At 37.2% G+C, this 23,422-nt stretch carries 22 protein-coding genes; 5 read left to right on the top strand and 17 right to left on the bottom strand.

Annotated elements, in window-relative coordinates; genetic code table 11:
- The 8 genes from RCH56_RS04870 to RCH56_RS04835 form a co-directional block, all read right to left on the bottom strand.
- A partial coding sequence (locus tag RCH56_RS04870) for a hypothetical protein (protein WP_306483866.1) occupies window positions 1-1,022 on the bottom strand: 1,022 nt, incomplete at its 3' end.
- Window positions 1,023-1,150: 128 nt separating this feature from the next.
- Window positions 1,151-2,011 (bottom strand): fructosamine kinase family protein, encoded by an 861-nt coding sequence (locus RCH56_RS04865; protein ID WP_306483865.1) that lies wholly within the window; start codon window positions 2,009-2,011, stop codon window positions 1,151-1,153.
- A gap of 66 nt (window positions 2,012-2,077) precedes the next feature.
- Window positions 2,078-2,533: a MarR family winged helix-turn-helix transcriptional regulator gene (locus tag RCH56_RS04860; RefSeq protein WP_306483864.1), complete on the bottom strand. Its 456-nt coding sequence runs from the start codon at window positions 2,531-2,533 to the stop codon at window positions 2,078-2,080.
- A 371-nt stretch (window positions 2,534-2,904) separates the two neighbouring features.
- The gene (locus tag RCH56_RS04855) at window positions 2,905-4,164 is read right to left on the bottom strand and encodes a CapA family protein (RefSeq protein WP_306483863.1); all 1,260 of its coding nucleotides are present in this window, start codon (window positions 4,162-4,164) and stop codon (window positions 2,905-2,907) included.
- Between the two features lie 4 nt (window positions 4,165-4,168).
- On the bottom strand, window positions 4,169-5,248 hold the full coding sequence (locus RCH56_RS04850; protein ID WP_306483862.1) for a PotD/PotF family extracellular solute-binding protein: 1,080 nt from the start codon (window positions 5,246-5,248) through the stop codon (window positions 4,169-4,171).
- The gene (locus RCH56_RS04845) at window positions 5,241-6,050 is read right to left on the bottom strand and encodes an ABC transporter permease (RefSeq protein ID WP_306483861.1); all 810 of its coding nucleotides are present in this window, start codon (window positions 6,048-6,050) and stop codon (window positions 5,241-5,243) included. Before RCH56_RS04845 ends, RCH56_RS04850 begins: the two co-directional genes overlap by 8 nt.
- Complete coding sequence (locus RCH56_RS04840; RefSeq protein WP_306483860.1) at window positions 6,050-6,841, bottom strand: ABC transporter permease; 792 nt, start codon at window positions 6,839-6,841, stop codon at window positions 6,050-6,052. The genes RCH56_RS04845 and RCH56_RS04840 overlap by 1 nt, the downstream gene beginning before the upstream one ends.
- Entirely contained in the window at window positions 6,834-7,946 is a 1,113-nt protein-coding gene (locus RCH56_RS04835; RefSeq protein WP_306483859.1) for an ABC transporter ATP-binding protein, read from the bottom strand. Before RCH56_RS04835 ends, RCH56_RS04840 begins: the two co-directional genes overlap by 8 nt.
- 210 nt (window positions 7,947-8,156) lie before the next feature.
- Between RCH56_RS04835 and RCH56_RS04830 the strand changes: the two genes are divergently transcribed.
- Both RCH56_RS04830 and RCH56_RS04825 read left to right on the top strand, forming a co-directional pair.
- The gene (locus RCH56_RS04830; protein ID WP_306483858.1) at window positions 8,157-9,350 is read left to right on the top strand and encodes a dicarboxylate/amino acid:cation symporter; all 1,194 of its coding nucleotides are present in this window, start codon (window positions 8,157-8,159) and stop codon (window positions 9,348-9,350) included.
- Window positions 9,351-9,352: 2 nt separating this feature from the next.
- Entirely contained in the window at window positions 9,353-10,621 is a 1,269-nt protein-coding gene (locus RCH56_RS04825; protein ID WP_306483857.1) for a serine dehydratase subunit alpha family protein, read from the top strand.
- A 71-nt stretch (window positions 10,622-10,692) separates the two neighbouring features.
- On the opposite strand, the gene RCH56_RS04820 is transcribed toward RCH56_RS04825, so the two are convergent.
- The 6 genes from RCH56_RS04820 to RCH56_RS04795 form a co-directional block, all read right to left on the bottom strand.
- Complete coding sequence (locus tag RCH56_RS04820; protein ID WP_306483856.1) at window positions 10,693-11,640, bottom strand: L-lactate dehydrogenase; 948 nt, start codon at window positions 11,638-11,640, stop codon at window positions 10,693-10,695.
- A 227-nt stretch (window positions 11,641-11,867) separates the two neighbouring features.
- The gene (locus RCH56_RS04815; protein WP_015778156.1) at window positions 11,868-12,020 is read right to left on the bottom strand and encodes a hypothetical protein; all 153 of its coding nucleotides are present in this window, start codon (window positions 12,018-12,020) and stop codon (window positions 11,868-11,870) included.
- Window positions 12,021-12,062: 42 nt separating this feature from the next.
- Entirely contained in the window at window positions 12,063-13,070 is a 1,008-nt protein-coding gene (locus RCH56_RS04810) for an alpha/beta fold hydrolase (RefSeq protein ID WP_306483855.1), read from the bottom strand.
- 73 nt (window positions 13,071-13,143) lie between these two features.
- Window positions 13,144-13,788, bottom strand: a complete 645-nt coding sequence (gene pcp, locus RCH56_RS04805; RefSeq protein WP_306483854.1) for a pyroglutamyl-peptidase I — start codon at window positions 13,786-13,788, stop codon at window positions 13,144-13,146.
- Between the two features lie 8 nt (window positions 13,789-13,796).
- The gene (locus tag RCH56_RS04800; protein ID WP_306483853.1) at window positions 13,797-14,726 is read right to left on the bottom strand and encodes a DUF979 domain-containing protein; all 930 of its coding nucleotides are present in this window, start codon (window positions 14,724-14,726) and stop codon (window positions 13,797-13,799) included.
- Window positions 14,727-15,392, bottom strand: a complete 666-nt coding sequence (locus RCH56_RS04795; protein ID WP_015778160.1) for a DUF969 domain-containing protein — start codon at window positions 15,390-15,392, stop codon at window positions 14,727-14,729.
- Window positions 15,393-15,510: 118 nt separating this feature from the next.
- Between RCH56_RS04795 and RCH56_RS04790 the strand changes: the two genes are divergently transcribed.
- A complete protein-coding gene (locus RCH56_RS04790; protein ID WP_306483852.1) occupies window positions 15,511-15,807 on the top strand; it encodes a rhodanese-like domain-containing protein in 297 nt (98 codons plus the stop codon).
- A gap of 95 nt (window positions 15,808-15,902) precedes the next feature.
- Here the strand turns inward: RCH56_RS04790 and RCH56_RS04785 are convergent, their stop codons facing one another.
- The 3 genes from RCH56_RS04785 to RCH56_RS04775 are packed head-to-tail and all read right to left on the bottom strand — an operon-like array spanning window position 15,903 to window position 19,475.
- On the bottom strand, window positions 15,903-16,106 hold the full coding sequence (locus RCH56_RS04785; protein ID WP_306483851.1) for a cold-shock protein: 204 nt from the start codon (window positions 16,104-16,106) through the stop codon (window positions 15,903-15,905).
- A gap of 1 nt (window position 16,107) precedes the next feature.
- A complete protein-coding gene (locus RCH56_RS04780; protein ID WP_306483850.1) occupies window positions 16,108-16,836 on the bottom strand; it encodes a class I SAM-dependent methyltransferase in 729 nt (242 codons plus the stop codon).
- Window positions 16,836-19,475 carry a valine--tRNA ligase gene (locus RCH56_RS04775; RefSeq protein ID WP_306483849.1) on the bottom strand — a complete coding sequence of 880 codons (2,640 nt, stop codon included), beginning with the start codon at window positions 19,473-19,475 and terminating at the stop codon, window positions 16,836-16,838. Before RCH56_RS04775 ends, RCH56_RS04780 begins: the two co-directional genes overlap by 1 nt.
- A 447-nt stretch (window positions 19,476-19,922) precedes the next feature.
- On the opposite strand from RCH56_RS04775, the gene RCH56_RS04770 reads away from it, so the two are divergent.
- On the top strand, window positions 19,923-20,738 hold the full coding sequence (locus RCH56_RS04770) for a pyruvate, water dikinase regulatory protein (RefSeq protein ID WP_306483848.1): 816 nt from the start codon (window positions 19,923-19,925) through the stop codon (window positions 20,736-20,738).
- Window positions 20,735-23,365: a pyruvate, phosphate dikinase gene (gene ppdK / locus RCH56_RS04765; RefSeq protein WP_306483847.1), complete on the top strand. Its 2,631-nt coding sequence runs from the start codon at window positions 20,735-20,737 to the stop codon at window positions 23,363-23,365. The genes RCH56_RS04770 and ppdK overlap by 4 nt, the downstream gene beginning before the upstream one ends.
- Window positions 23,366-23,422 lie beyond the last annotated feature (57 nt).

Here is a 23,422-nt window from a genome sequence, read left to right as displayed (position 1 = left end):
ATACTTACCGTTTCATCCAAATCCTTCCTCGAATCAGTAAGTTTTGACTTATCGATTTGTATTTTCTTCTGTGGCTTCTTATCGAGTTTTAGGATTTCATCTATAAGCTCAATTGATATTTTTCTTCTTTCTACAAGGCTTATAAACCTATCGTAATTTTCTTCATGAATCAGATCGAGAAGCCTTTTTCTGTCTTTATTTTGAAACTTTCCGTGCTTAAACAAATAATAGAAGCCTAAGACCTTGGTCGGAGGAAAGTCTTCTTTGCTTAAATTTCTAGAAAGCTTTCCTATATCGACTAGGTCCTTGTGGCTTTCTACAAAGCTTATTTGCTTACTTATATCAGCTTCTAGAATATAAGAGGTCCAGTCTTTTAATTTATTGGGATTTGCTAGAAGATAGTTTTCAAATATTTCTTCTTTTCTTAAGTCGTCAATATTTTCATAGAAAAAATCAAGCTCTTCTAGGAAAAAGTCCAACAAGTCTCTAGTCTCATTTTTTTCTAGGACTTCTACTTGCTTACTGGAATCTATTTTAGCAAATATCCAGAAATACTCCCTAAACTTTTTCTCTGTAACTAGAAGGAGGGCTTCTAGGATGGATTTAGAAAGGGTGTAGGGACTTGTGTATTTTCTAATTTTTTCTGTATCTTGGCTTTTTTCATCTAGGGCCTTTTTAAGAATAGTCAAATATGCTTCTACGACTAAGTATCTAGAAAGTTTATTAGACCATACTTGATTGAACCTTCGATTAACTTGACCTATCAATTTTATATCTTCTCTCTTATAGGAAAGCTTATCTAAAAGATCCTTATATTCTAACCAAAAGCCCAAATCATAAGGATCATCTGAGTACTTATAAGAATAATTTTTAGTTCTTTCTTCTTTCTTATCTTCTATGGTGAAATTAAAATCAACCTTGCCTAGTTTTCTCTTATAAGTTTTCTTTCTAGTTTTCTTATCAATTGTCGATAGGTCTTTAAGCAAACCATCAATTAGGTCAACTACGTCATCAATCTTCATAAGCCCTCCTTCAAAATTCTCTTCTTACCATTATACTTCTTTGTAAGATTTATCTTTTATTTAAGGACACAAAAAAGCTGGCGAAGCCAGCTAATCAAGAAAATATTTTTAAAGTAAATATTAAAATCTTACTTGTCCATACTTTTCGATAGGATTTTCTCCATTGATAGGTCAACTGAGGACCTATACATATTTCCAAACTTGTGTAGGTGGATAAGTAAAAGGTAAAGTCTATAAAACTCCAGCCTTATAGCTCTTTCAGAATCTTTTTTAATATCTTGTAGATAAGTCCTATAGAAGTCATCATCAAAGCCAGAAAACACTGTACTTACCCCGATATCAAACTCCCAATCTCCATATAGGGGAGCCGGATCGAAAAGATAAGGAGCTCCCTTAACAGAAAACATGGCATTGCCAGGCCACAAATCTCCGTGAAGGAGGATGGGCACACTTTCTCGTCTTCCAAGATAAGTATCTATCACTTCTCTAATCTGTTCGTAAGTAGCTAAGTCTTCCCTAGACCAGATTCCATCTTCTATTAGCTTATCTTTGAGCTTATCTAATCTTTCTTCTAGGAAAACTTCCCTCCAGCTATCCTTAAAGGCATTCGAAAAGGAAATAGAAGATCCTCGATAGGCAAATTCAAAGCCGAACTTGCCATTAGGGCTTTTGATCCTATGAACTTTTTTAAGTTCTCTAGCAAGATCCTTCTGGTCTTGCCATCTACCTTCTTCTATATAATCTAAAAGGAGATAAGCTCCTTCTTTACTTACTCCACTATCCAAAACTCTAGGAGAGCTTACTCCGTTTTTTTCAAAAAGCTTAAGACCTTCTATTTCTGCCTGGAAGAAATTATTGTCTCCTACCCTTTGGATTAGAAGAAAACGTGGACCCTTATCTGTGTATACCTTAAAGGCCTCGTTCACATCTCCTCCCCTAATGCTTCTTATATCATAAGCTCCATCTATATTTATATCTAAATCTATCACATTATCACCTCTTATAACTTTTACCCAAAATAAAAAAGCCATACCAGCATTGCTGATATGACATTATTATTCAAATGATTTAATCATACGTTCTTGCCAATCTAGAGTCGATTCAAGCATTTGATCTAGGACTTTTTGATAGATTTCTATATCCTTATCGGATATCTTACTTGTAGCTTCTTTGACGAATTCTTCCGTAACCTGGGATATTTCAGAAAGCTTGTCATCACCTCTATTTGAGAGACTTATTGTCTTTCTTCTCATATCTTCTTTATCTGGTTTACGTTCTATCAGTTCATCTCTTTCCATTCTCTCTAAAAGACCTGTCATAGTTGACTCTCTAATATTCATCTTTTTGGCCAAATCTTTTTGATTGGTTGAACCGTCTAAATCTATGTAGTACAAAGCAACACACTGACTTCTAGTAAGTCCATATTTTAAAACTACATTGTTAAAGGCATCGTTTATAGACTTGGCAGCTGTTGCTGTTGCAATTGGCAAATACTCTTCAAATCTCATCATAATATCTCTCCTTCCAGATACCAAACTCCTTTGGCATCTTTCAAATTGGGGCTATAAAAACTCCATTCTCCATTATATCTACGAATAAGACTTCTGTAAAGTTTGCTTAGGATAGAAAATAAATGCAAAAAGGGGCTGTTGCAGAATGAATAAATCGTACCCTTATCGTTAGAAGAAACTCCACGGAAAGTCTCACGAAGCCGACGGGCTAATAGCCTCCATCAGCTGGCAGGCGCGCCTCCTTTTGCCGGCGGGCAGCCATTGGCCTACCGGCCAGGAGAGGTAAAATTTCCTAAGAGAACATTCTAACGATGGTACGATGAATATTCATAGTTTTGCAACAGCCCCTTTTCTTTGTAAAGTTAATTACTCTACTCTTCTATTTCTCTATATAGGGTATCAAGGTTCATCTCATTTCCTAATCTAATTAATTCTTGGCTCCCATAATCCAGAGTTTCCATCATATCTTCATCTTCGAGATACCTCGTAGCAACATAGGTCTTATCCAAATACCCATATTCGTCAAAGGACCTGTCTACTATAGTTGTATGGGACTTGAAAGATTTGATACTAGCCTTATCTCCTGGTTTTTTTTCTATATTGCACTCGACAAGTACTCCTTGTTCTACCCTATAATCTCCCTCAAAGGCCTCTGCCTTTTGGTTTGAGAGAAGATTTCCTAGAGAGTAGTATATCAATCCGATTTTTCCATCCTTAGTCTCATAGACTTCTTTAGGCTGGATTACATGAGGGTGATTTCCTATAACGAGGTCTGCTCCCCAGTCAACCATATCATGAGCTAATTCTATTTGATCTTCTCTTGGGTAAGATGAATACTCCTCTCCCCAGTGAGGATAAGCTACTATAAGGTCAACATCTTTCTTCTTAAGTTTTTCTATATCAGTCTTTACTTGTTTAGGAGAAAGGGTGTTTACCATATTATATTTTTCTTTGCTATCCAGGAGATAGTCGTTTCCATTTAGGATTTCTGTATAGGAAAGAATCCCTATCCTTATCCCATTAACTTCCTTAATAACATAAGGTCTGTAGGAAGACTCGCTCGTTCCAACATAGTCTAGGCCATGTTTTTTGATAGCTTCAATTGTACTAGTAAGCCCCTCCACTCCCGTATCAAGGCAGTGGTTGTTGGCTGTCGTAAGAAGATCTACTCCAGAATCTTTTATAGCCTTATAGATATTTTCGTTACAGTTAAATAAAGGATAGCCCGATACTTCATAGTCCCCATTTACACTAAATTCGTTATTTAGCATAAAGAAGTCAAAGTCTTCGGCAAAGGCCTTGATATCCTCAAAGGATCTTGAATAGTCATAATCGCCCTCGCCGTAGTTTAGAGCGTAGTCATTAATTGGCATATGAGGAATTATATCCCCACCAAAGAGGAGGCTCGCTGTCTTGGTTTCTTCCTTTTCCTCTTCCTTCTCCTTTTTATTCTTTTCAATATAGGCATCTATTTCTGGATACCTCTTGTTTCTTACATCATCCTTCTTGATCCTTCTTTCAAAGTCCTTTTTGTTTAGGGTATCACTCTTTGAGCTTTCAGCCATATTACAAGCTACAAGACTTGTTATTATTAGAAAGATTAGGGAAAATATTCTTAATTTCTTTTTCATCTTATCACTCCGCTTGTGGTGAAATCTTAAGGTCTAGGAAAAGGTCATTATATAAAATAGTGCTTTCCTTATCTAGGGCCTTGAAGACTTCTAGTTTATTTATGATTTCATCCTCTGGATAAAGGCTCTTGTCGTTTCGAGCCTCAGGATTTATTAAATCCATGGCCTTTTTGTTTGGAGTCGCATACCAAATATAGTCTGCATTTTGGGCAGCATTTTCTGGCTCTAGCATGAAGTTGATAAAGGCATAGGCAGCCTTTTTGTTCTTGCTAGTTTTAGGTATAACCATAGTATCAAACCAAATATTAGAACCCTCCTTTGGTATGACATAGGATAGGTCTTCGTTAGATTCTATGGCACTTGAGGCATCTCCCGAAAATGTTAGGCCGACATTGGCCTCTTCTAGGGCCATATACATCCTTATCTCATCTGCAAGTATGGCCTTTACATTTCCCATAAGGCCTATTAGCTCATTCCTTATTTCTGTAAGCTTTTCTGGATCTTCTGTATTTAGGCTTAAGTTATTTGCGAGAAGTCCGATTCCCATTGTCTCACGAGCTCCATCAAAGCTTAGAATTTCCCCCTCAAACTTAGGATCCCATAGGTTCTTCCAGGAATCAAAGTCAGAAGCCTGGTATTTTTTAGTATTATACAAAATACCGAAGGTCCCCCACAGATAAGGAATCGAATATTCATTTCCCGGATCATATTCCCTATCAAGGAATCTCTCGTCGATATTAGAAAGGCCCTCGATTTTCGAATGGTCAAGCTTTTCTAGTAGTCCCTGGTCTCTCATCATCTCTACTGCATATTCACTAGGGATACAGATATCAAAGTCGGTTGATTTTTGTTTAATCTTGGTAATCATGGCCTCATTTGAATCGAATGTCTCCATAACTACATGATAGCCTGTTTCTTCCTCAAACTTATCCAAAAGTTCAGGATCTATATAATCTCCCCAATTGTATAAGTAAAAGGTATTTGCCTCTGCTCTTTCCTTGCCTCCAAGAAGTATGGACTTTAGACCTAGGAGGAGGAAAATTCCTACAATACAGGCTAGGAAAAATTTGTATACCTTATTCATCTACTTTTCTCCTTTCCATTATCTTCAACTCCCTTTGGCTAATAAAATAATAAATCACTACCAATAAGAGAGAGGCCAAAAACATCAAAGTCGATAGGGCATTTATTTCAAGAGAAATCCCCGTCCTAACTCTGGAGTAAATCTCAACAGAAAGGGTTGTAAAGCCAGATCCTGTAACGAAAAAGGTAACTGCAAAGTCATCCAAGGAGTAGGTCAAGGCCATAAAAAATCCTGTGAGTACCCCGCTTGTAATATTTGGTAGGATGATTTTGTTAAGGATAGTTATATCACTTGCACCTAAATCTTCTGCCGCAAGAATCATGGAAGGATTTAGACTGAAAAGCCTTGGTAAAACCATAAGGACCACAATGGGAATCGAGAAGGCTATATGAGAGAGTAAAACCGTCATAAAGCCCATGGGTATCTTTATAAGGAAGGTAAAGAGCACCAAAAAGCTTGCTCCCATCATTACATCAGGCATAACCATAAGGACTGAGTTAAAGTTTAATACTCTTTTTCTAATCCTATCGCTTCTTAGATAATAGATCGCTATGGCTCCACAAGTTCCAATAATTGTCGCTACAAGGCTTGACAGAAGCCCCAAGACTATGGTATTTATCACAATCGTCCAAAGCCTAGTATCATGAAAGACTTCCCTGTAATGGTCTAGAGAAAATCCCACAAAGGAATTCATATTGGTCCCACTATTAAAGGAATAAAATATTAGATAGGCTATGGGCAGGTATAAGAGGATAAAGATAAATATTAAATATAAATTTGAAATTTTAAATTTTCTCTTCATTAATTTTTATCCTTTCTAGTATTTAGGGCACTCATTACAACAAACATTAAGACGATTAGAACTAGGCCAATTGTAGCTCCCATCCCCCAATTTTGTGTAACCAGATAATGCTCCTCAACCGCAGTTCCCAGGGTTATGATCTTATTTCCTCCTATTATCCTTGTAATTAGAAAGAGGGATAGGGAGGGAATAAATACGGCTTGACTTCCTGCTATTACTCCATCCATAGAAAGAGGGAGGATAATTTTCCTAAAAGTCTGCCATCTGCTTGCCCCCAAGTCCTCGCTTGCTATCAGATACTCATTTGGTATCGAATCAAGGGCCCTAAAGATTGGTAGTATCATAAAGGGAAGCTCCACATAAGAAGCTACCAAGACGAAGGCTGGGTTAGTAAACAAAAGCCCCTCGCTTACTAAAGAAAAAACCTGGGCGATTGGTCCATTCTTGCTCAAAAGTCCTATAAAGGCGTAGGCCTTTAGCAAAAGATTAATCCAGGTAGGTAGTGTTACCAAAAGGAGGAAGAACTCCTTGTTTTTTGAATTAATCAGAAAATATGCAAAGGGATAAGCCAAAATCAGGGTCGTTATAGTTATCAAAAAGGCCGTCAAAAATGAATTTAGAGTCATCTTGATATAATTTGCTGAGCTAAAGTAAGAAATATAATTGTTAAAGGTAAAGTTGCCATAGATATCAAAAAATGATTGATACAAAAGCATAGCTATAGGTGCGATTATAAAGAGAACGATCCATAAATAATATAGGCTTGATAGGGCCCTGTATTTTTTATTCATCATCATCTCCTATAGCATATTTCTCGATTCTCTTATCGAAATCATCTTCAGATTCGTTAAATCTCATTACATGAATATCGCTTGGATCTATGGAAATTCCAACAACATCTCCTTCTTCAAATCTCTTGGTAGTATGGATCTTCCACCTGAAATCATCTTCATCGAAGCAAATTAGCTCATTGAAGACTCCCCTAAACAAGACATTGTCTACACTCATCTTAATATCTGCATCCTCATCCTTTGAGACATTGATATCTTCAGGCCTTATAACTACTTCAACCTTCTCTCCCTTAGGGATTCCTGCATCCTCACAGGCAAAGTCCTTGTTGGAAAACTCTACTAGATAATCATCTTTCATCACAGCACTTAGGATATTGCTCTCCCCGATAAATTCTGCAACATACCTATTGATTGGCTCATCGTAGATATCTGTAGGCGTTCCTGATTGGACGATTTCTCCCTTATCCATTACGAAAATCTCATCAGATAGGGCTAGGGCCTCTTCTTGGTCGTGGGTTACAAAGACAAAGGTAATACCAAGCTCCCACTGGATATTTGAAAGAAGGACCTGCATGGATTTTCTTAGCTTCATATCAAGGGCCGACAAGGGCTCATCCAAGAGAAGGACATCTGGTCGATTTACTATGGCACGAGCTATAGCGACTCTCTGTCTTTGCCCTCCTGACATTTGGGAGATTTTTCTTTTCTCAAAGCCAGAAAGATTTACCATATCGAGTGCCTTTTTGACCTTTTCTTTGATTAGCTTCTTATCCATTTTCTTTATATTTAAACCGAAGGCAACATTATCGTAGACATTCATATGAGGAAAGAGAGAATAATTCTGAAAAACTGTATTTACCTTTCTCTTATTGGCTGGAGTATTACTTACGTCCTCCCCATTTATAAATACATCCCCACTAGTTTGCTCGACAAAGCCTGCTATTATATTTAGTATTGTGGTCTTTCCGCAACCTGATGGTCCTAGAAGGGTATAAAACTTTCCCTTCTCTAGCTCAAGATCAACAGCTTTTAAAACTAGTTCGTCATCATAAGACTTTGTGACATTTCTTAAGACGACACTTTTGTTAGAAAAATTATTCTCCATCTTCCCTCCTACTTTCTTCTTATCTTATAGAAAAGTATACCATAAAATCATAATCTTTTTATAGCTTTATTAATTATTTTTACAACAGGTGAGAATAATCTCAGGAATAAGTCTTCTTAAAACTAAACTTAGCCTATGAAAACTTTTTCTTGACCAAAAATTTCCTATAGCTTATAATTTATTTATAAATATATTTATTAGGAGGTCTGTATGTCAGACGCAAAAGTTAAAAAATCATTTCTTAACAGCTTACTTTTTAAGCTAATTATAGCCATTGCTATAGGAATTTTCCTAGGTGATATTGCAAACGAAGGTGCAATCCAAGTGATTTCTACAATCAAAAATATTTTGAGTAATCTAATCAACTACATAGTACCTATCATAATCCTTGCATTTATTACCCCAGCTATAGTATCCTTAAACGAAAGTGCGGGTAAGGTCTTATCCCTAACCCTAATTATTTGTTATCTTTCATCAGTGGGAGCTGCTCTTTTCTCCTTTATCGCTGGAAAAGCTATAATCCCACACCTACACATAGTTAGTGCAACAGAAGCTGGAAAGAAAATCCCAGAGATTTTATTCCAAATGGATATCCCTTCCATCATGCCTGTAATGACCGCTCTTGTCACTGCGATTCTTTTTGGTCTTGCAGTAATATGGACCAAATCTGAAACTTGGGCCAATCTTTTAAGAGAGTTCAACAATATGGTTCTTGAGATAGTAAATAGAGTAATAATTAAAGTACTACCTTTTTATATTGCGACAACCTTCGCAGAACTTTCCTATGAAGGAGTAATCCTAAGCCAATTTCCAGTATTTCTCAAGGTCATAGTAATCGTGATTTTGGGCCATTATATTTGGTTAGCCCTACTTTATGGTCTCGGCGGAATTTTTTCTAAGACAAATCCTATAGAAGTCTTGAAATATTATCCACCAGCCTATGTTACTGCCCTTGGAACAATGTCTTCAGCTGCAACACTTTCAGTTTCACTTCAGTGTTCAAGAAAGGCAAAGACCCTAGATCCAAAGATTAGAGACTTCGTAGTTTCACTTTGCTCTAACACCCACCTTTGTGGATCAGTCCTTACAGAAACATTTTTCGTAATGATAGTAAGCCAAGTCCTCTACGGTTCTCTCCCAAGCACAGGAAATATGATTCTTTTCATCCTTCTTCTTGGAATATTTGCTATAGGAGCGCCAGGAGTTCCTGGAGGAACTGTTATGGCCTCTTTAGGTCTTATCACTTCTATTCTTGGCTTTGATGCGACTGGAACTGCCCTAATCCTTTCAATATTTGCTCTCCAAGATTCCTTCGGAACAGCTTGTAACATAACAGGAGATGGAGCTATCGCCCTAATGGTTACTGGACTTTTGGGTAAGGTTCCAAACAAGGCAAGGTCCTAGTTATGACTGACTTTAAAGAACTAATCAAAGAAGAGCTAATCCCAGCCACAGGTTGTACTGAGCCAATTGCTATAGCCTACGCATCAGCTAAGGCAAGAGAGGTTCTAGGATCTGATCCAGAAAAAATTATCGCAAATCTTTCTAGCAATATCATTAAAAACGCTAACTCTGTAACCGTCCCTTCCACCATGGGTAGGAAGGGAATAGAGATATCAGTAGTTGCTGGTATATATTTAGGGGACCCTAATAGGGAACTTGAAGTCCTATCAGATGTTGATAAGACTAAGCTTGATTTCTGTGATAAGATTATAGAAGAAGGGCTGGTAAGGGTAAATCTCGCCAAAGAACATGAGGGGCTTTTTATCCAAATCATCCTTGAAAATAAAAAGTCTACAGCAAGTGTCACTATAGCTGATAGCCATACCAATATTATTGAAATAAAAAAGGACGGCAAGCTAATATATCAAAAGGAAAAGGAAGAAGCAGTAAAAGAGGATATTGACTTTTCTTTCGATAAGGTTTATGATTTTGCTAGAACTTGTGATTATTCTGATATCAAGGAAATTCTCGATAGGCAAATTTCTTTTAATGAAAAAATCGCAGAAGAAGGAATCAAAAACGACTGGGGAGCTAATATAGGAAAACTCATCCTAAATAATGACCCATCAAACTACTATGAGAAGCTCGCTGCCTTTGCTGCAGCAGGATCTGATGCTAGGATGAACGGCTGTGAGCTGCCTGTAATCATTAACTCAGGATCAGGAAATCAAGGAATTACTACCTCAGTCCCTGTAATCTTATATGCCAGAGACAATGATTTCTCAGAAGATGAGCTCTACAGGGCCCTTATATTTTCTAATCTAATTGCCTTGTATATCAAAAACAAGATAGGCAAGCTTTCTGCTTACTGTGGAGTAGTATCTGCCTCTGCTGCAGCTATCGCTTCCATTGCTTTTCTAAACAAAGAAGAGAAGAAGATTGTAGAAGATACGATTACTAACGCCCTAGCCGTAAACTCGGGCATAATATGTGACGGGGCCAAGTCCTCTTGTGCTATGAAGATTGCTTCAAGCCTTAGAAATGCGAGCCTTGCCTATATGCAGGCCAAGACAGACAATTCCTTTGAAGTAGGAGATGGCATAGTCAAAGAAAATATAGACAAAACGATCGATACAGTTGCAAGAATTGCAAAATACGGAATGAAAAAGACTGACGAGGTCGTCTTAAGCGAGATGATAGGCAAGGACGACTATCTCAAAGACTTTGAATAAAATAAGCTCCTGACTAGGCTTTCCTAATCGGGAGCTTTAATTATTACTTAAGTTTATTCTAATTAATCTTCTTATCTATTTTTCTTTAAATCTGCCATCAAGAAGTTTTCCTTAAGGTCCCTACATGACTTATCAAACATGTCTTGTTCTCTCTTATCTATTGGCATCTCTAGGATTTTCTCTGCACCATTTTTGCCGATTACAGTAGGTACTCCTGTATAGAGTCCCTCGTTCTTATACTCTCCATTAAGCTTAGCAGATGCCATAAGAACTCTCTTCTCGTCAAGAAGGATTGCCCTTGTAAAGGCTAGAAGACAATTAGCTATACCAAAGTGAGTCGCACCCTTACCCTTAATAATCCTAAAGGCCTTATCTCTAATCATCTCTCCTACCTTATCCTTGTAGGAATCGTCTATATTGTCGATAAATTGATCGATTCCAATCCCATTAATATTGGCATTTGACCAGACAGCAACAGAAGAGTTTCCATGCTCACCTATAACATAAGCGTTGATATCAGCTACATTAAAGCATGTTTCAAGGGCGAGATATTGGGCAAATCTTGCTGAGTCAAGGCTAGTTCCAGTTCCTACGATTCTCTCAGAAGGAAAGCCTGAAACTTCCTCAACAACCCTTGCTATGACATCAACTGGATTTGTTGCAAGAAGGATTACCCCGTCGTAGCCATTTTCTACAACTTTTGGAACTGTATCTAGGACCATTTCTGTTGCAATCTTGATATCATCAAGCCTATTTACAAGATTTTTCTGACTATTTCCATAGGCGAGTACTACAAGGTCACTATCTTTACAATCTTCATAGCTTCCACTTCTAACGATGGTTGCAGATGATGTTAGGACTGTCGCATCCAAAAGATCGTTGACATCAGCTACTTCCTTATCTTTTCTTATATCTATAATTACAAGCTCACTTGCAAGTGTTGAGTTTACTAGAGCAAAAGCGTAGGAGCTTCCTACAAAACCATCCCCTATCAAGACAACTTTATTTCTATTATTCATAATTTCCTCCTCATATTTTCTACCTATACACTTTACACCTTTTAATTTTTCTATAAAGCAAATTGAAAATTAAGATATAAAATTGAATAATACTCTGATTTATCGATTAAAAATAGGCAAATAAAAAGCCAAAATCTCCAGTCTAAACTTGTAAAGCTGAGCTAATCGTAAGATATAAGCTTTCAACCTAAAGTCTATCCCAAGAGATTTTGGCTATAATTATTTATTTACTTGTCAGGATTCTTGTATCCTTCTTCTACTATTTCTTCGCCTGTGCAAGTGTTGAATTTTTTTCCATTGAATTTTTCAACTCCGCAGTACTCGCCGTCTTTTATATTCTTTTCTTCTTTTTTGATATCTTTTTCTTTCTTTTCAGTCATAATATCCTCCTTTTCTACTATTATTTTACCCATGTTTAATAATTAGTCTTCTAATATTTTTAGGATATCTTCATAAACTATATCCTTATCTGTTTCATTTAGGATTTCATGACGCATTTTTTCATAGGATTTGCTTGCTATATTTTTATATCCCAAATCCTTTAGGAGCTTTAGAGATCTACTTACTCCTTTTTCACCCTTTGTTATCATATCATCTCTTCCAGTTAAGTTGTATATTGGAAGAGATCTGTTTTTCATTTTATATTTTGATTTTTGGGATAATTTTTTATTTATTTCTATCAAAACCTTAGTGTAACCAATGGTGAAGTTAAATATCCTCATCGTATCATTGTATTTATCAAGTCTATTTTTCTCATCATAAGATATAAAGTCTAGCGAATCATCCCCAGTCCCAACTATATGATTAATTATATTTGATCTTTGATGACTTCCTATATAAAAGCAAAATACATTTGCAAAGAAAAAGGCAACTTTTGCAAATCCTTCTTGTGGTGGCGTTCCAGTTAGGATAAGTTTACTTATCAAATCATCATTTTCTTGCAAGAATACCCTAGCTGTCATAGATCCCATTGAGTGGCCAAGCATGTATATTGGCACATCTTTATATTTAGTCTTTATATATTTTGTGACCATAGACGTATCATTTACAAGCTCACTTGCTCTTTGCATGTGGCCGTTGGGATATCTTTCGCTTAGGGATTTACCATGCCCCCTATGATCGTGAATTACAACTGCATAACCATTATCATTTAGATATTTTGCAAAGTCCATATAGTTTCCACCATGCTCACTCATACCATGAACTAGTTGAACAACTGCCTTTGGATTCTCATTTTCTAGCTCTCTTACAAAGCTATCGAAACCATCTGCTCCTGTTAGATAATATTCCCTATAGTTTGATATACTTCTAACGTCAAACTTCTTGTAAAATTTCTTACCTCGATTAATCGACCTATACCTTCTTTCTTGTATGTAATAGTAGATTTGAGGTATAAGTAGGATTAATACGATTATTAAAAAATATTTCATATAAGTCCTCCTTCCTATATTAATACCCAAAATAAAAATCCCTAAAGGTACTTGCCTCTAGGGATTGAATATTTTAGTGGGTTGCCCCACCTGTTATTTCTAAATCTTCTTTATCAGCGTATTTTACTATAGCTCTTACAGCAGCATTTAGTCCCTTTACTATATCGTCTAGGCTCATTGATGCTGTGTCTTTTTTGTCTACTACTTGTTCTGTAAGGAAAGGTACGTGGATAAATCCTGCCTTGATATTTCCGTACTTTTCTGCTAAGTAGAGGTCTTGGTACATTACGTGGTTACATACGAAGGTTCCAGCTGAATTTGATACTGAGGCTGGGATATTTTCCTTCTTGATTTCTTCTACCATTGCCTTGATTGGAATTGTAGCAAAATAGGCATTCTTACCGTCTTCTCTGATTGTAACATCGATTGGTTGGTTTTCTTCGTTATCAGGGATTCTCGCATCGTCTTGGTTGATGGCAACTCTTTCAACTGATAGACCGTATCTACCCCCAGCTTGTCCTACTGAAAGGATTACATTTGGTTTGATTTCCTTGATTTTTTCCTCGATTTTATCAGCTGCCTTGTGGAATACTGTTGGTATTTCTAGCTTGTAGATTTCAGCTCCTTCGATATTTTCATCGATTCTTTTAACTGATTCTATAGCTGGGTTAGTTTTCTCTCCTCCAAATGGATCAAATCCTGTGATTAAAATTTTCATATTTCCTCCTAAAACGCCCAAAATCTCATAAGTAGTATGTGAACTACAATTAATAATATAGATAGTAGGGCTTGTTCTTTTATTACTTTGTTCTTATCTTTCATCTCTAGTAGGGCCACTGGCAAAAGGTTGAAGTTACCTGCCATTGGTGTAAGAAGTGTTCCACAATATCCTGATGTCATTGCAAGGGCTGCCGCTATTGCTGGGTTTGCTCCTTGGGCTATTACGAAAGGCACTCCTATTCCTGCAGTAATTACTGTAAAGGCTGCAAAGGCATTTCCCATAATCATGGTAAATATTACCATACCCAAGACATAGGCAATAGCCCCGGTCCATGGATTAACTGTTGGGATAATTCCTCCGATAATCTTAGCAATTACATCACCTACCCCTGCTGCAGCAAAGATTGCTCCAAGCGCTGCCAAAAGCTGTGGTAGGATTGCTACTGCCCCCACTTGTTGAACCATCCTATCAGATGAGTCTAGCATGTCCTTAAAGCTTGATTTGGTAAGGACCATGGCAAATACTACCGCTATAATTGCAGTAAGACCCAAGACTGAAGATGATGATTCCGGAATAATTTTTGCTATTGCTATAGCAAGGACTGCCATGATTATTACTGGCAAGAAGACCTTAAGGCCAAGCCTTTTGCTAGATGCCATTTGAATCTTCTCACTTACTTCCTTACTTCCCTTAATCTTTATTCCATCGACAAGGGAAATTATAGCGATTAGGACAACGAGGATTCCGCTTATCTCTGAAGGAATGACCTTTCCAAGAGCAAAGAGAACTCCAAGAATTATCCAGAAAACTATTGTTGTAAGCTTCTTCTCTTTGGAAGGATCCTTAGCTACCCTATAGGCTGTGTAGAAGAATTGAAGGCCTATGATTACAAAGATAAACTCCAAAAACATTGGGAAAAATTCTGCTCTTGTCATCTACTTACCTCCCTTAATCTTCTTATCGTCTATGATATTTTTGATAATACCAAGGACTAGGGTAATAAGGGCTATAGGGATTGAATATTGGCTAAGCTCGATATTTGTAACATTATAGCCAAGCTCTGCCATAGTTCCCACCATCATGAGAACTCCTGCCGCTCCAACGAAAGTGTTTTGGGCAAAGAAGTTACCGAAGTTTTCCATGGCAGCTCCCCTAGCCTTTAGGCTTTCTACTTCTTTTTCGCTAAGCTTACCCTTTTTCTTCTCAGCTGATGCTTGAGTCATTGGGAAGATTATTGGTCTAACAAATTGGACCAAACCATATATTCTCATTGACAAGAAACCAGCAAGTTCCCTAAAGGCAAGGTATACTGAAAGAAGGGCACCTGATGAAAGGTTTTCTCTTTTCTTTACTATGTTTTCAGCCACTTGCTTAAGTCCGTGCTCTTCCGATAATCCTATTACTGGAAGAGTGATGATAAATATGGTTACTATTCTTTGGGAAACAAAACTATCGCCTAAGATCGACAAGAATTCGCTTACACTTAGTCCTGAGACCAAAGCTGTGATGAAACCTGATAGGACAACCGTAAAGATTATATTCAGTTTGAATATAAAACCTAATACGATAATCAGGATTCCTATTAATTTAATATATTCCATAAAACCTCCTGTGTTTATATATACTTTACCCGATATTTTATATAAAATTAAGAATCATAACTTTTTACAAATTAATTTTTTGGTATAATGTCTGTATAATAGGGATAAGGAGAATAAGATGTATAGTAAAATAATTTCTGGAAAAGACCTAGAAGAAAATTTAGATAATTTCGATATAATTGATGTAAGGACTGAAGAAGAATACGAAATGGGCCATGTGGAAGGCGCAATCAATATTCCCTACGACGAGATTTTGGAAAATCTTGAAAGAATCGATAAGGATAAGCCTACCATAGTCTACTGTAGGTCCAATGCCAGGGCCGAGATTGCAAGTCTTAGCCTAAAGTCCGCTGGATTTCCTTATATCTATATTGGAGATGGAGTCGACCTTTATGATTATAAGCTTGTAAAATAGCTTAGAATTCTAATAAACTCTATTAATTTAGTAAATAAAACTTAATAATAGACATATTAAAAGCTTTGGCATTTTTCTTTGCCAAAGCTTTCTTTTTAATCTATTACTCTCACCTTAACGGCTTGGGCTCCTCTTGGGGCGTCTATTTTTTCGAATTCTACGGCTTGGCCTGGGTAGAGTTTCTTAAAGCTAGTATCGCTTTCTATATCAGAATAGTGGACAAAGAGGTCCTCTCCTTCCCATTCTATGAAACCAAAACCTCTTTTATTGTCAAATATCTTAACTTTTCCTCTATTCATATTACTCCTTTGTCTGTGAGAAAAGTATCCTTAAACTTTCCTCCTTGACACTTCCCATATCATCTTCATCAAAGATTTCTATATTCTTAAAGCCAATATCTTCGATTAACTCTTTAACTTCCTCTACCTCGTAAAGTCTTTCCTGCTGAAATTCTGATATTCTCCTATAAGATCCATCTTCATTTTCTACGAAAAACTCCAAGTGCATATCACAAAGCTCATCTTCATAGAAGTTATCCCAAGTGTAGAAGATATCCTCATACTCATAGACATAGCACTCATTGCCAAAAATTTCCCTAATCTTGTAAGGCGAATTGATATCAAAGACTAAAAGACCGCCCTTTTTTAGACTAGTATAGCAATTTCTAAAAAGCTTGGCCAGTTCCTCTTTCTCTGTCACATAATTTACAGAATCTAGGAGGATTACTATGAGATCATAGCTATCTTCATTGACATATTCAACCATATCGTAATGGATGAGATTTACATTAGAAGGGTCGTACTTGTTTGCAAAAACTTCTAGCATCTTCCCCGATATATCTAGGGCGTCGATATTTTCGAATTCATCAAAGAAATATTTGGTCAACATACCAGAGCCTGCTGCAAGCTCTAGCATGTTTCCCTTATTTATCCCGTGTTTTTTAACAAGAGATTTTATATTTCCTGCATATTTTTCATAATCTAGGTCAAAGCTTAGTTTGTCATAGATATAAGAAAAGTCGTCGTACATTATTTATCCTTGATTTCTTCTAGAGAAGCCTTAGTTTTCTCTAGTAGGTCTTCGTAGCCCGCAAGCTTCTCACGTTCTTCATTTACTACCTTCTCTGGAGCTTTTTCGACAAAGCCCTTGTTAGAAAGCTTACCGCTAGCTCTCTTGATTTCAGCTTCTAGGCGTTTGATTTCATCTTTGAGTCTAGTTCTTTCTTTCTCATAATCTACCAATTCATCAAGGCTCATTAGGACAGAAAACTCATTGAATACTAGTCTTACTATGCCTTCTTCATCTACAATTTCGCTATCTTCCTTGTCCAAAACTTCAACTTCACTTGCCTTAGCAAGATTTACAAATTGGTCCTTGATTTCTTCGATTAGGGAGATATTTTCCTTATTTTCTACTAGGATTGTAAGTTTTTGACAAGTCTTCGCTGGTACATTTAAGGTAGCTCTTTGATTTCTTATGGAAGTTATTGCTTCGATTACAGAGTTGACATTGCTTTCTTCATTGACAAAGTCAAAATCTTTATTAAACTCAGGCCAGTCTTCTACTATCAAGAGGTCCTTCTTGTTTGGAAGAGATGAGTAGATTTCTTCTGTTATAAATGGCATAAATGGATGGAGAAGAACTAGCATGTTCTTTAGAACATAAAGAAGGACTTTCTTTACATTAGCCTTTGCCGCATCGTCATCTCCATAAAGTCTAATCTTAGCAAATTCTATATACCAATCGCAATACTCATTCCAGATGAAATCCTCAATCCTATCTGCTGCAAGACCGATTTCGTATTTGTCGAGGTTTTTGCTGACATCTACTATTACATCGTTAAGTCTCTTAAGGATCCACTTATCTTCAAGCTCGAGATTTTCTCCCTTAAACTCTAGGTCATCTCCCTCTTCGATGTTCATTAGGACAAATCTTGAAGCATTCCACAACTTGTTGGCGAAGTTTCTGCTTGCAAGGATTCTCTTTTCATCATAACGCATATCATTTCCAGGAGAGTTACCTGTAATTAGGGTAAATCTTAGAGCATCTGCTCCATATTCATTTACAACATCGATTGGATCTACACCATTTCCTAAGGACTTACTCATCTTTCTACCTTGTGGGTCTCTGATTAGTCCTGTAAATAGAACGTGGTGGAAAGGAACCTTGCCTGTGTTATAAATTGAAGAGAAGATCATTCTAATTACCCAGAAGAAGATTATATCGTAACCTGTAACTAGGATATCTGTTGGAAAGAAATAATCTAATTCTTCGTTTTCATCTGGCCAACCAAGAGTTGCAAAAGGCCAGAGTGCTGATGAGAACCATGTATCTAGGGTATCTTCATCTTGAGTCACATGGACTCCGTTAAGCTCGCCATTTTCATCTGGCTCATCCTCAGATACAATAATTTCTCCATCATCTGTATAGAAAACTGGAAGTCTATGTCCCCACCATAGTTGACGGGAGATGGTCCAGTCCCTGATATTATTTAGCCAGTTCATATATGTCTTAGATAGGGAATCTGGTATAAGTTTTACCTCACCCTTATCGTAAGCATCTATACACATCTTGGCAAATTCGTCCATCTTAACAAACCATTGCTTGGATATTAATGGCTCAATTACAACCTTGGTCCTTTCAGAATAACCTACAGCATGCTCGATTTCTTCGATTTTTTCAAGCTGACCGGCTTCTTCTAAGTCTTTAATTATCTCCTTACGAGCTTCATACCTATCCATACCTGAGTATTTGCCGTAACCATCCACAATATGGGCCTTGGTATCTATAACTACACATTGGCCAAGGTCGTGACGGGCTCCTACTTCGAAGTCGTTAGGGTCGTGAGATGGGGTAATCTTAACTAGACCTGTACCATATTCCATATCAACATAGGAATCTTCTATGAGAGGAATTTTCCTACCAACTAGAGGAAGGATTAAATTCTTGCCTATTTTATCCTTAAAGCGAGGATCTTCTGGGTTAACTGCAACTGCCAAGTCTCCTAGCATGGTCTCTGGTCTTGTTGTGGCAATTGTTACATATTCATCGCTATCTTCAAAGAAATACTTGATATACCATAAGTGTCCTATTTGATCTTCGTGATATACTTCTGCATCTGATATTGCAGTTTCTGCCTTAGGATCCCAGTTTACTATCCTATTTCCCCTATAGATTAGTCCATCGTCATACATCTTCTTGAAGACTCTCTTGACAGCCTTAGTTAAATTTTCATCCATAGTGAAGGAATCATGGTCCCAATCACAAGATACACCTATTGTACGAAGTTGTTCCTTAATTCTTCCGCCGTACTTATCTGTCCAATCCCAGGCTTCTTTAAGAAAGCCTTCACGACCTAAGTCATCCTTAGTCTTTCCTTCGCTAGATATCTTATCTACAACCTTGCTTTCGGTAGATATAGAAGCGTGGTCCGTTCCAGGAATCCATAGGGCTTCAAAGCCTGCCATTCTCTTATAACGAATGATGATATCTTGAATAGTGTTATTTAGGGCGTGGCCTAGGTGGAGGTAGCCTGTAACATTTGGAGGTGGCATAACTATAGTGTAAGGCTTCTTATCTGGATTTACCTTGGCCTTAAAGTAGCCACCCTTCTCCCATTTTTCATAGATTTCTTTTTCAAACTGATTTGGATTATATTTTGTATCCATAATAACTCCTTTAAAAATAAAAAAGGTGATAACAACATAGGACGAATGACCGTGTTACCACCTAATTTTCTTAATTAAGACTCTCTTTGCACCAATGCGTGCGACATGAAACATTTACAAAAGCAACCTTCAAAAGTTCATACTAGAAACTTCCAGCTCCCGTTTCCTCTCTAGAAATAATCCCTTCCTACTCCTCTTTTATTGTTTCGATATTGTATATACTATATTTTCTTTATCTATTTTGTCAATCTATTCATTGTTGGATAATTGTTTCTATTTTTTAATCCCTAATTTGTCATATTTTTTCATTATTTTACATATCTGAAAGTATTTTCATAGGTCAAATACTGTATTTTACGTAATATATAAAATTTTAATGGAAAAGTTTTCATATCGTGAAAAATTTGATATAATATATCTAGGATCGCACAAAGGAGTGAAGTTAATTTGGATATTTATATTATTTCAGATACAGCTGGCCTTGCTATATCAGAGATAGTCCACTTCTCCTTGAGCAAGTTTGATATTAAGTCTAATCTTTTCATCAAATCTCAAGTCAAAGAAATAGACGAGCTTTCTGATTTATTAGCGAGTATTAAGACCGACAATATAATAATTTATCACTCTTTCCAAGATTCTAAGATGAGTGCCTATATTGAAACTTACGCCCAGACTAAAGAGATTGAGACAATTGACCTTATGGCCTATTCTATCAACATCCTCTCAAAGATTCTTAATCAAAAGCCTAGTGATAAGAAAAATTTTATCAATGCCTATGATTCAAATCATATGAGAAGGCTAGATGCCCTAGATTTCGCCATCAAATATGACGACGGAGCAGACTTTAGAGGCATAAAGTTTTGTGATATAGCTATTATAGGAGTTTCTAGATCTTCTAAGACTCCCCTATCCATGTATTTGGCTAGTAAGGGCCTTAAGGTATCGAATATACCCTTGATTGTGGACTCGAAGGCTCCAAGAGAGCTTTTTGAAATCGATCCCAGACGCATCATAGGCCTTACAATCGATAAGGATAGACTTAAAAGTGTAAGGGATGAAAGACTTAAGTCGCTCAAGTTATCTAGCGATTCAATCTATTCTAGCAAGGAAAGGATTGAGGCTGAGCTAAAATATGCAGACGATTTGATGAAGGATTTGGACTGTTTTGTAATCGACGTGACTTATAGGTCTATAGAGGAAACTTCAGATATCATTATTAATTATTTAAACAAAAATAAGTTATTGGAAAGGAAAGAAAAATGACAAACAAATACGTTTATAACTTTAACGAAGGAAACATGTCAATGAGAGCCCTCTTGGGTGGTAAAGGTGCAAACCTTGCAGAGATGACCAACCTTGGTATCAGAGTACCATATGGTTTTACAATCACTACAGAGGCTTGTACCAGATTTTACAAAGAAGATAAGAAGCTCTGGGATGATCTAAACAAAGAAGTTAGTGAACATATCAAAGACTTGGAAAAAGCAAACGAAAAAACTTTCGGCTCTACAGAAGATCCTCTTCTAGTTTCAGTTAGATCTGGAGCACCTATTTCCATGCCAGGTATGATGGATACTATCCTTAACTTAGGTCTTAATGACGATGCTGTAATAGGTCTTGCTAAGAAAACTGACAACGAAAGATTCGCTTACGATTCTTACAGACGTTTTATCCAAATGTTTGCTGACGTAGCAATGGAAGTTGACAAAAATAACTTCGAAAAACTTCTTACAGCCAAAAAAGAAGCCAAGGGTGTTAAGCTTGATACAGAACTTGATGCAAATGACCTTAAAGAATTAGTAGAAGAATATAAGGCAAAATATAAAGAGCTAATGGGAGAAGACTTCCCACAAGAGCCAAGAGAACAACTTGACCTTGCAATCTCCGCTGTATTTAGATCTTGGGGTAACGAAAGAGCTATCCTCTATAGAAAACTAAACGATATCGACGATGCTATGGGAACAGCCGTTAACGTTCAATCTATGGTATTTGGTAATATGGGAGATACATCAGGAACAGGTGTAGCTTTCTCAAGAAACCCAGCTACTGGAGAAAACGTCCTATTCGGTGAATACCTAATAAATGCCCAAGGTGAAGACGTAGTAGCAGGTGTAAGAACTCCTCAAGAGATAGCTACTCTAGAAAAAGCCATGCCAGAAGTATACAAGGAATTCTTTGAAACATCTGAAAAGCTAGAAGCTCACTACAAAGACATGCAAGATATGGAATTTACTATTCAAGATGGTAAACTCTTCCTCCTTCAAACAAGAAACGGTAAAAGAACTGCCCAAGCAGCAGTTAAAGTTGCAGTTGATCTTGTAGAAGAAGGCCTAATAGATGAAAAAGAAGCAGTCCTAAGAGTTAATCCAAAAGACCTCGACGGTCTCCTCCACCCTACATTTACAGAAGAAGCTGAAGAAGAAAATGAACCAATAGCAAAAGGACTTGCCGCATCTCCTGGAGCTGCAGTAGGTAAAATTGCCTTTTCTGCCAAAGAAGCAGCCAAAAGAGCAGCTGATGGTGAAGCAGTAATCCTCGTGCGTGAAGAAACATCCCCAGAAGACCTTGAAGGAATGGTTACTGCTAAGGGAATACTTACAGCTCGTGGAGGAATGACAAGCCACGCTGCAGTAGTTGCTAGAGGTATGGGAAAATGTTGTGTTGCAGGCGCTGGAGAACTTCACGTTGACGAATTCGAACATACAGTTAGAATCGGCGATTTAGTCCTAACAGGAGAAGATACAATCTCAATCGATGGATCAACAGGTGCCATCTATAAGGGCAGTCTAGAAACTCAACCACCACAACTACATGGTGCCTTCGCTACATTTATGGATTGGGTTGACAAATTTAGAGATATGAAAGTAAGAACAAACGCCGATACACCAAGAGACGTATCCCACGCCCTAGACTTCGGAGCTGAAGGAATCGGTCTATGTAGAACAGAACACATGTTCTTTAAAGAAGACAGAATCTTCCAAGTAAGAAAGATGATCCTAGCAAGTGATCTTGAAACAAGAGAAGCTGCCCTAGAAAAAATCCTTCCAATGCAAGAAGACGACTTCTACCAAATCTACTCACTCATGAAAGAAAGGCCAGTAACAGTTAGACTTCTTGACCCACCTCTTCACGAATTCCTACCAAAGGGAGAAAATGAAATTAAAGACCTTGCCCTTGAACTAAACATCCAACCAGCAAGAGTTAAGGAAAGAATAGCAGAGCTTCAAGAAGTAAACCCAATGCTCGGATTTAGAGGACTAAGACTTGCTATTATCTATCCAGAAATCGCAAAAATGCAAGCTCGTGCCATCATCCAAGCAGCTATCCAATGCCATGAAGATGGAGTAAATGTAGTTCCAGAAATCATGATCCCACTATCAAGTGACGTAGTAGAATTATCTAGAGTAAAAGAAACTGTTAAAGAAGAAATAGAAAAAGTATTTGAAGAAAAAGGAAAGAAAATCGACTACCTACTAGGTACAATGATTGAAATCCCAAGAGCTGCAATCACTGCAGATGAGATTGCAGAAGTAACTGACTTCTTCAGTTTCGGTACAAACGACCTTACACAAATGACCTTCGGTCTATCAAGAGATGACGCAGGTAAATTCCTACCAGCCTATATCGAAAAAGATATCTTTGAAAAAGATCCTTTCCAAGTATTAGACCAAAAGGGTGTAGGATTCTTAGTTGAAACTGCAGTAGAAAAGGGAAGAAAAACAAACAACAAGCTTCACATCGGTATCTGCGGTGAGCACGGTGGTGAACCAAGCACTGTTAAATATCTATACGGTGTAGGACTAGACTATGTATCATGCTCTCCATATAGAGTACCAATAGCAAAACTTGCCGCTGCCCAAGCTGCAATAGAAAACCCAAGAAACAAATAATAAAAGGGTCTATAATAAATCGTGTTGGTAGAAGTAAATGATACTTCTTTCAACACG

Origin of the sequence: Anaerococcus sp. (assembly GCF_030825785.1) — a bacterium.
GTDB lineage: Bacteria > Bacillota > Clostridia > Tissierellales > Peptoniphilaceae > Anaerococcus.
This window is presented reverse-complemented; position numbering and strand designations above follow the sequence as displayed.